Annotated in this window: 7 protein-coding genes; 6 read left to right on the plus strand and 1 reads right to left on the minus strand. The window is 47.6% G+C overall.

What is annotated here, in order from left to right:
- The first annotated feature begins 443 nt into the window (after positions 1-443).
- The 5 genes from ACWP87_RS09305 to ACWP87_RS09325 all read left to right on the plus strand — a co-directional run bounded on the left by ACWP87_RS09305 (position 444) and on the right by ACWP87_RS09325 (position 7,035).
- The gene (locus tag ACWP87_RS09305) at positions 444-2,261 is read left to right on the plus strand and encodes a PTS mannitol transporter subunit IICBA (protein ID WP_014570237.1); all 1,818 of its coding nucleotides are present in this window, start codon (positions 444-446) and stop codon (positions 2,259-2,261) included.
- A gap of 35 nt (positions 2,262-2,296) precedes the next feature.
- Complete coding sequence (locus tag ACWP87_RS09310) at positions 2,297-4,354, plus strand: BglG family transcription antiterminator (RefSeq protein ID WP_014570236.1); 2,058 nt, start codon at positions 2,297-2,299, stop codon at positions 4,352-4,354.
- A 4-nt stretch (positions 4,355-4,358) separates the two neighbouring features.
- On the plus strand, positions 4,359-4,802 hold the full coding sequence (locus tag ACWP87_RS09315; protein WP_005685732.1) for a PTS sugar transporter subunit IIA: 444 nt from the start codon (positions 4,359-4,361) through the stop codon (positions 4,800-4,802).
- 3 nt (positions 4,803-4,805) lie between these two features.
- Positions 4,806-5,960, plus strand: coding sequence for a mannitol-1-phosphate 5-dehydrogenase (locus tag ACWP87_RS09320; RefSeq protein WP_005685733.1), 1,155 nt, complete (start codon positions 4,806-4,808; stop codon positions 5,958-5,960).
- A 121-nt stretch (positions 5,961-6,081) separates the two neighbouring features.
- Entirely contained in the window at positions 6,082-7,035 is a 954-nt protein-coding gene (locus ACWP87_RS09325; protein WP_005685734.1) for an alpha/beta hydrolase, read from the plus strand.
- 167 nt (positions 7,036-7,202) lie between these two features.
- Here ACWP87_RS09325 and ACWP87_RS09330 read toward each other — a convergent pair whose 3' ends face one another.
- Positions 7,203-8,132 (minus strand): alpha/beta hydrolase, encoded by a 930-nt coding sequence (locus ACWP87_RS09330; protein ID WP_005685735.1) that lies wholly within the window; start codon positions 8,130-8,132, stop codon positions 7,203-7,205.
- Between the two features lie 200 nt (positions 8,133-8,332).
- On the opposite strand from ACWP87_RS09330, the gene ACWP87_RS09335 reads away from it, so the two are divergent.
- Positions 8,333-9,253, plus strand: coding sequence for a ribose-phosphate diphosphokinase (locus ACWP87_RS09335; protein ID WP_005685736.1), 921 nt, complete (start codon positions 8,333-8,335; stop codon positions 9,251-9,253).
- The last annotated feature ends 263 nt before the right edge of the window (positions 9,254-9,516 follow it).

Below are 9,516 nucleotides of genomic sequence, written 5' to 3' on the forward strand. Positions count from 1 at the left end.
AGTCCAATATAACACCATAAAATGGCGGTGTCAACAATGGTCTATACCTAATTTGAATTCTTTTAAAAATCCGGCGCTGTGACTAAATCGCCGTCACATTGTAAACCGAATCACGAAGGAGCGTGGCTTTATGATTAACGCTGGCAGCTGAAATAGCACTGAGATGTTCCTTATTTATATGGTAGAAACTGATTTTTCTTTTTCAAAAAGCAATCCACATGGCTTAATTGCAGGCGACCAACAGCGTCGAGGTTTAGATAACTTGTGAAACAGATAACGAATACTGTTACTATCTGATACGTATTATTTTGACCCACAAATAGTGCTGATGGGATTGATGCTGAATATTTGGCACAACTAACTGTGCCAAAGTAGCTTTTGTCAGCGATTACATAAAGCGGTTACAATAATCTTCGTAAACAAGCGAAAGGAGAGTGTTTGCTTTGGAAGCTAAATCAGCAAACACGCCGGCAACAGAGAAGAAGAAATTCAATCTGAAGGCCGGCATGCAATCATTCGGGACCAAGCTTTCCGGCATGGTGTTACCTAACATCGGCGCCTTTATTGCTTGGGGCCTCATTACTGCCATCTTCCTTAAAGGTGGCTGGCTGCCAAATGCGCAACTGGCAAAAATGATCACGCCAATGGTCACTTACCTATTACCATTGCTCATCGCTTTTTCCGGCGGTTCAATGGTAGCAGGTCACCGTGGCGGCGTTGTTGGCGCCATTGCTGCAATGGGGGTTATTGTCGGAACCAATGTCCCAATGTTCATTGGGGCAATGGTGATGGGCCCACTAGGCGGCTGGTGTATTAAGAAATGGGACGATCGGGTCCAAGACAAGATTCGCCAAGGTTTTGAAATGCTGGTCAATAACTTCAGTGCCGGCATTATCGGGATGCTATTAGCAATTGTTGGCTTCTTCTTAATGGGACCGATCATTTCCGGCTTGACTAACGCAATGGCAGCCGGCGTTGATTGGATTATCAATCATGGTCTGTTATGGTTAGCAAATATTTTTATTGAACCAGCTAAGATCCTGTTTCTAAATAATGCGATCAATCAAGGGATCTTAACACCGCTTGGGATTCAGGCAGCAGCCGAACATGGTAAGTCCATCCTGTTCCTGCTTGAACCTGATCCGGGTCCGGGGCTTGGTGTCCTGCTTGCATTTGCCTTATTCGGTAAGGGTGCGGCCAAAGGTTCTGCACCTTCAGCCATCATCATTCATTTCTTAGGGGGGATTCACGAAATTTACTTCCCATATGTTCTAATGAAACCGGCATTGTTCCTGTCAGTTATGGCTGGTGGTGTGACTGGGACGACCTTGTTCTCAATCTTCAATGTTGGCTTAAAGAGTTCGCCATCTCCCGGCTCCATCCTATCGTTGCTCGCGATGTCACCGGTTGATATCGGAAACTATATCGGCTTAATCGTTGGGGTTACTGGTGCCACTGCCGTTTCCTTCCTGATTTCGGCATTCATCTTGCGCCGCGATAAGGGTACTGGCGATGAGTTGGCAGCCAGTGAAGCGAAGATGAAGTCGATGAAAGCTGAAGCTAAAGGTCAGGATGTGGCTGCTGCTAAAGATGTCATGAGCCAGGCTAAAGGCATTAAGCAAATTATCTTTGCTTGCGATGCCGGCATGGGCTCCAGTGCCATGGGTGCTTCGATTCTTCGTGATAAAGTCAAGAAGGCTGGTTTGGATCTGTCGGTTACCAACACGGCCATTAGCAACTTGCAGGATAAGCCGGGACTCTTAGTTGTGACGCAAGAAGAATTGGCTGATCGGGCTAAGAAACAAACACCTGATGCAGCACACGTCGCTGTTGAGAACTTCTTGAATAGTCCTAAGTATGATGAGATCATTGCTAGTTTGAAGGCTGAAGCAGTTGGCGGGACAGATGAAACCGCAACTAAAGAAACGCCAAAAGCTAAGCAGGAAACGCCAGAAGACGAGCTTAACGATATCGACTTCGATAAGATTACAGAAGTAGACTTCCTGCATCACGATCAAAATATCGGCTCGGCAACTATGGCGCAAGCGACATTCCGCTCTGAGTTGCGAAAACTCAACAAAGACGTCAAGGTTCGTAATGTTGCGATCGGTGAGATTGATGATAAGGATCATGTCTTAATCATCGCATCGAAAGAAACTGCCCGGCGTGTTAAATTACAATTTGCCAATGTTCAAGTCTATACCGTGGATGGTCTTTTGAACGCGACGAACTATGATAAACTTATTGAGAAATTGAAATAAGCGAGGTCGAGTTGCGGCCGTCTGGGGCGAAAAACATGTTACTAACGAATCGTGAACAGGAAATGATCAGACTGATGATGAGTCAGCCCGCCGGCATAAGCCGCGACGAGCTGGAGCGACAGCTGGGCGTCAGCCGCCGGACCATTTACCGTGAGCTTTCGCAACTGGAGCATGATATCGCAACGGTGAATTTAAAGTTGGACAAAGGCAATGGCAGCTCATACCGGATTGTGGGGGCAGCCGCTGATTTAGCCAGTCTATCTGCAGCCTTGTCACATCAACGGCAAGATCTCACCTTTGATCCCAGTCAGAGGCAGAGTGCGCTAACACTGATGTTGCTGACAACGGATGAAACTTTGACGATGACAACTTTAGCTGATGCGGTAGATGTCAGCATTACGACGATTAAGCAAGATCTGGATATTCTCGAACCGGCGTTAAATGAATATCATCTCAAGCTGAATCGGCAAAAAGCAGCTGGTATCTGGATTGAAGGACAAGAAGGTGATATTCGCCGGGTTCTGGTCGGCGTCTTGAATGCTGAAATTAATCCGTATGTGTTCTTTCGCTTCCTAAACGATCCGCAGCAAGACTTTGATCCGGTGACGAACTATTTCATTGAACGGTTACCGCAAGAAGAAATACTTGCAGCTAACACCGCACTGTCTCAGATTAAAGCTTTAGCAGATCTAAATGATAATCAACGTAAAGCAGTACTACTAACAGTTGCAATTAATACACGAAGATTGCGTGAGGGCCATCACGTTAAACCGCAACAGCATTTTGATCAGGAACGACTGTTTCAGGACCAACAACTGGCGCTACAATTCCTAGCCGAGATGGATTCGACAATCCGGGAAAAAGTACGTGTCGGTGATTATCAATTCCTTGCCATCGAACTGAGTAATATTCGCGGCGGGTTGGCAGGCGAACCGGTTGATCAATTTGATTTAACCATCAACCTTGAAGTTCAGGATCTTATTCGGGAAGTAGCCCGATCATTTCCCGGGAAATTTTCCGGGAACCCACAGCTTTATTCTTCATTACTGGCTCATGTCCAACGAACGGCCGGAGGGGATTGGCTGTCTGGTGTCACAATGACCAATCCCGTACTTGCTCATTTGCAAGATGATTATCCTGAACTTTACCAAGCGGTTCAAAAGGCGGCTGATCATGTTTTCGGCCAAGGAGCCTTCACAGGCGATGCGCTTGCCTATCTGGTTTTATACTTCGCTTCGGTTTTGGATCACGCTCCGGCAGAAAAACCCGTTGCCGTGCTATTGGTTACCAGTGATGGACCCGGAACCGGCAGCCTGATTGCTGGAAAGTTACGCGTGCAGGTGCCGGAAATTCGTAAGATTAAGATTGTTCAGGTGAGTGATTTACCGGAACAACAACTTGAACATTACGATCTGGTACTTGCTACCATGCCGCTGCCGGGGTTTAAGCATCAGTACTTGGTGATTACGCCGATATTGGGACGCGAGGAAATAGCGGAAGTGCGCCGGCTTGTTCAACGCGCCACACCTAAACAAGTGCGGCCGTTGAATCAACCGTCACTGGACCAAACAGTTACCGCCTTTGAGAGCCTAAAAACCATGGTGATGGCAGCAGATGGGCTATTACAACACTTTGCCGTCAACGACTTGAATGAGCCGGTCACCACGATTGCTGCTGCTATCGATGCGATGCTTGCTCGGTTACCGACCGTTGTCGTTGAACCGCCAATTGTCAAAGAAGCACTGTTAAAAAGATTGGAATTAGCGCCGGTTGGCATCCCGAATACAGGTTTAGCAATGATTCACACGAGTAGTCGCGGTGTCACAACCCCATATATCGGGGCGTTTGATCTCAAAACAGCGATACCTTTAGCGGCAATGGACATGGGCACGATCCAACTGCAGCGGATTCTCCTGTTGCTGACGCCGAATCCTGTTCCACAAGAAACATTGACCCTCCTGAGTGCAGTTAGCGCCAAGCTAGTTGCTTCACCAGCGGACATACAGCTTTTTGAAAAAGGCCACTATAGTCAGTTATATCAAGTGATGACAGAAGTCTTTATGCACGAAATTCAAAAAATTGATCGAAGGTGACATGATGAAAGGACTTGACGTAAAGACGATCAAACTTGGTCAAGAAGCGAAGACCAGGGAAGAAGCCATTCGTCAGGCCGGCCAACTCTTGGTCGACAATGGCAACGTTGAACCGGGTTATATTGATTCAATGATTGATCGTAATCGTGACGTTTCAGTGTATATGGGTAACTTTATTGCGATTCCCCATGGCACTGAAGACGGCATGAAATATATTAAAAAGACCGGTATCTCGGTCGTTCAATATCCGTGGGGGGTTGATTGGTCGGATGATCCGGCTGATGAGAATCTCGTCACCGTTGTGTTCGGCATTGCCGGATTAAACGGCGAGCATCTCAAACTACTCTCACAAATTGCGCTTTATTGTAGCGATGTTGAAAATGTTCAAAAACTGGCCGACGCACAAACGCCGGAAGAAATCGTCAATTTACTGAAGGAAGTTGAATAAATCATGATGGAAGCAGTACATTTTGGTGCAGGTAATATTGGTCGCGGCTTTATCGGTGAAACGCTTGCCGCTAATGGATTCAAAATCAATTTTGTCGATGTTAACGAGACGATTATCAATGCGTTAAATCAGCGCGGGGAATACACCATCACTTTGGCCGCCCCGGGTGAAAAGAAAATTCATGTGGACAATGTTGACGGGTTGAATAACGCTAAGGATCCTGAGGCAGTTGTGAAAGCTATTGCCCAAGCCGACTTGGTTACGACGGCGATTGGCCCGAAGATTCTCCCGATCATTGCGCCGCTGATTGCTCAAGGTTTGCAAGCACGCGCGGCCGCTAACAACCACCAACCATTAGATGTGATTGCGTGTGAGAACATGATTGGCGGATCACAGTCGCTGAAGAAGAGCGTTTATGAACATCTTGATGACGCCGGCAAGACCTTTGCTGATACGTACGTTGGCTTCCCTAATGCAGCGGTTGATCGCATTGTCCCGCAGCAAAAACATGATGATCCATTAGCCGTTAGTGTTGAAGACTTCAAAGAATGGGTTGTTGACGAAAGCCAGATGAAGAACCATGATCTGAAGCTTAAGACCGTCGACTATGTACCTGATCTCGAACCATACATTGAACGTAAGCTCTTCTCAGTCAACACTGGCCACGCAACCACGGCTTACACCGGCAAGTACTTGGGCTACACCACGATCGGTGAAGCCATCAAGGATCCTAAAGTCTTCAATCAGGCCAAAGGTGCACTTGCCGAAACCCGCTCGCTGCTTTTAGCTGAATTCAAGAACTTTGACGAAAAGGAACTCGAAACTTATCAAAATCGGGTCTTGCAACGGTTCCAGAACCCATATATTTCCGATGATATTTCGCGAGTTGCCCGGACGCCAATTCGTAAGCTTGGCTACAACGAACGCTTCATCCGGCCGATTCGGGAACTGAAGGAACGCGGCTTGGATTACAGCGTCTTGATGGATACGGTTGGCATGATGTTCCATTATGTTGAACCTAATGATGCCGAAGCCGTTAAACTTCAGGCGATGCTCAAAGATCAGCCATTAGTAGACGTCATTAAAGAAGTAACCGGGTTAAAAGATGCTGCTTTGATTGATGAAGTTGAAGCAAGTGTTAAATCCAAGGATCGTTAAAAAACGGGCTTAAAATCAAACGATTAGACTGTCGGGTGACGCACCGGCAGTCTTTTTGCGTTAATATAGGAATAACCTTTTAACACGATTCGTTAACACGAGGAAATGGAGGCATTCGTTAATGGCAGATGAAGAGGCAATGTTGGCAAAGGTTCAAGCGAGCTGGGCGCAAACGGCTGCTCGGGATAAGGCACGGTACGCGGATGAACGGGTACCGGAAGATGTTCATTGGGAGACGGAATATCGATACGAACAGTCGGCTGATCCGCAGCAAACCCTGAACCTGTACTATCCGGCCAAAAGACGCAACGCAACCATGCCGACCGTCATCGATATTCATGGTGGCGGGTGGTTTTATGGTGATCGTAATTTGAATCGTAATTATTGCCGCTATTTGGCTAGTCAAGGATACGCAGTGATGGGTATGGGCTATCGGTTGTTACCGGATGTTGATTTACGCGGCCAGATTCAAGACATCTTTGCTAGTCTGCGCTGGTTATCGCATTTTGGCCCTCAACGCGGATTTGACCTTGACCATGTGCTTTTGACCGGAGATTCGGCTGGCGGCCACCTGGCGTCCTTGGTTGCCTGCATCCAGCAGAGTGCGGAGTTACAGGAACTCTTTGGTGTGAGTCGGGTTAATTTCAACTTCACCCTGGTGGCGCTGGTTTGTCCAGTCGCCGAACCAAGTAAGCTTCCAGAAGCAGCCGGTGACATGAGCGATATGGCCGCGTTTTATCTGGACAAGTTAAGCGGCGGCGATCAGGCACTGGCCGATCACCTGAATTTCTCGCAGGTTGTCAAAGGCTTGGACCTGCCGCCGTTTATGCTGATTGGCGGGCAAAATGACAGCTTTTACTTGCAAAGCCAAGCCTTGTTGAAGGTGTTCGATGCTAATCACGTCACCTATACAACAAAGCTATGGCCGGCAAGTGCGGGGCCACACCTCAAGCATGTGTTTAATGTTCAACATTGGGAATGGCCGGAAAGTATTGAGACGAACTTGGAGATGCTGCGGACGTTTGATGCGTTAAGCAAGCAGCAAGATCAAGCTGAAGAAAACGAATTTGAATAGTCTGCGGAAGTGGCAGTCATAGCAGCCACTCATCCGGCGATAGAAAAAGACTCAGAGGCGATCTGAGTCTTTTTAGATTAAAAAAACCGCGCAGTTTGAAGGCTACGCGGAGGAAATGGCAACGAAACGTAGCTGCCACATGACGACTATTATTAGGAGTGCAAGCGCTAAAAGAAAATATCCAAAAACCGCTTCACGTGCGCTTGATAGGCCGCGGGGTTAATCCAGTAACTTTCGGCGTGGGCCGCACCCGGGACAATCCAGAGCGCTTTGGGACCAGCGGAGGCAGCGTAATTTTCGCGGCCCATTTTGGTTGGCACATAAACATCTTCAGCGCCATGGATGACTAGTAATGGCAAGCGGTTTCGCGTTAAAGCCTGACGGACGTTGACCACGCGGAGAGGATAACCTAAGCGCCGATAATTGATGAAGCTGGCTAGTGGTACCAGTGGCAGCGGTGGAAGGTGGAATTGCTTCTTTAAAAGATAAGCCAGTTCCGTTTCAACATCCGTGTACCCGCAATCTTCAATTACGGCCTTGACCTGTTTTGGCAAACTCGGCTCGCCTGCGACCAGTGAAACCGTGGCGCCACCCATGCTCGTGCCAAACAGCAATAACTGGGCATCGTTACCAAGCCGGTCAAGAATGCGTTGCAGCCAGCCAAGGTAATCAAGCCGATCCAACCAGCCAAAACTGATGTACTCGCCATCGGATTCACCATGGCCACGATCGTCAGGCAACAACACATTGAAGCCCAAGTCGTAAAACATGTGGGCAAAGTTACTCATGGTAATCCCGGTGCCCTTATAACCATGACCGATAATCACCGCTTTTTGACTACCGGGATGCGGCAGCCAAAGTGCTTCAAGCCGCTGATTATCCGGAGCTGTCATATGCCAGGCTTCAATATGCCGCTGACTTTCAACCCAGTGGACATGACGGTAATATGATGAGGCGTATTTTTGCATGGAGCTACGGGCATCAGGAATGTAGTTGATTCGCCGAAATGCATATTGGTAAAAACGCTCAGCAGTTGCTAAAGTGCCCGCTGACAACAACAGTGGGGTTGCAAGGCCGATCAAATGGCTTTGTTTCATGATAAAGAGCCTCCCATTTCCTAGTCTTGCAGTTGGATCAAAGCATGGCAAATGCTAAAGCGGACGCTTGCCGAAGCCTTGCTTATGAATCTGCAAATATTCTGTTATTACTTTAACTCATTGCATAACCAGTCGCAATTTCTCGATTTATCTCGTATAATAACATTGCAAACCGTTAAATGTGAAAAAGGGAGAAATCGATGCACGAATTAAAATTATTCAGTCTCAATGGCAATCGACCACTCGCGGAAAAGATTGCGGCCGAAGTGGGTTTACCGTTATCGCCCGCTCGAGTGAATCATTTTGCCGATGGAGAAGTTCAAATCGAGCTGCCGGAAAGTGTTCGTGGTGCTGATGTTTATGTCATCCAATCGGTCTCTGATCCAGTGAATGAAAACTTCATGGAGCTCATGATCATGGTGGATGCATTGCGCCGCGCAAGTGCACACCATATTAACGTGGTCATTTCATACTATGGCTATGCGCGTGCTGACCGCAAAGCACGATCACGCGAACCGATTACTGCAAAACTGGTCGCCAATATGTTGGAAATGGATGGAGTCGATCGGATTGTGGCGGTTGAACTGCATGCCGACCAGATTCAGGGATTCTTTGACATTCCAGTTGACCATCTGAAAGCCCACCGGTTAATCGGCGACTACTTCAGAAAGCTGAATCTTGGCGATAATGTGGTCGTCATCGCCCCTGATCATAGCGGAACCAAACAGGCGCGGGCATTGGCAGAAGAACTACATACGCCAATTGCGATTGTCGACAAACGTGATCAGGAACACATCGGCGTGATCGGTAACGTTGAAGGGATGCACGCCATTGTGATTGATGACCTGATTGATACAGGTGATCGAATCGTTGACTCCTACAAAGCCTTAAGTGCAGCTGGTGCACTAGATGTTTATGCAGCTGCTACTCACGGCGTCTTTTCACGCGGGGCCGTTGATCGGATCAAACATCTAGGATTGAAGAAGGTCGTCATTACTGACACGATTCAACTCGATCCCAAGCATCAATTCGAAGGACTCGATCAAATTTCTGTTGGCCCGATGCTAGGCAAGGCCATCAAGTTGATCAACAGCAATCAGTCCATTCACGTTTTATTCTAACAATTTTTAAAAGGCGGCCGCGGCCGTCTTTTTGCATGTCAGCATGGCTCAAAGCAAGTCGGCAATACGCCATGGAGAAGTCTGTCGAAGGCGTCAAAATACCAAATTGAACGATTTTTCGCAAAAAAGTTCGCAAAACACTTGCGCCAGTAAGGGGTACATGATATTATATTTAAGTCGTGAAGCGCGACAGACATAAATAAATGGGTGGTTAGCTCAGCTGGCAGAGCAACGGACTCTTAATCCGTGGGTCCAGGGTTCGA

The organism is Lacticaseibacillus sp. 22, from assembly GCF_055413445.1.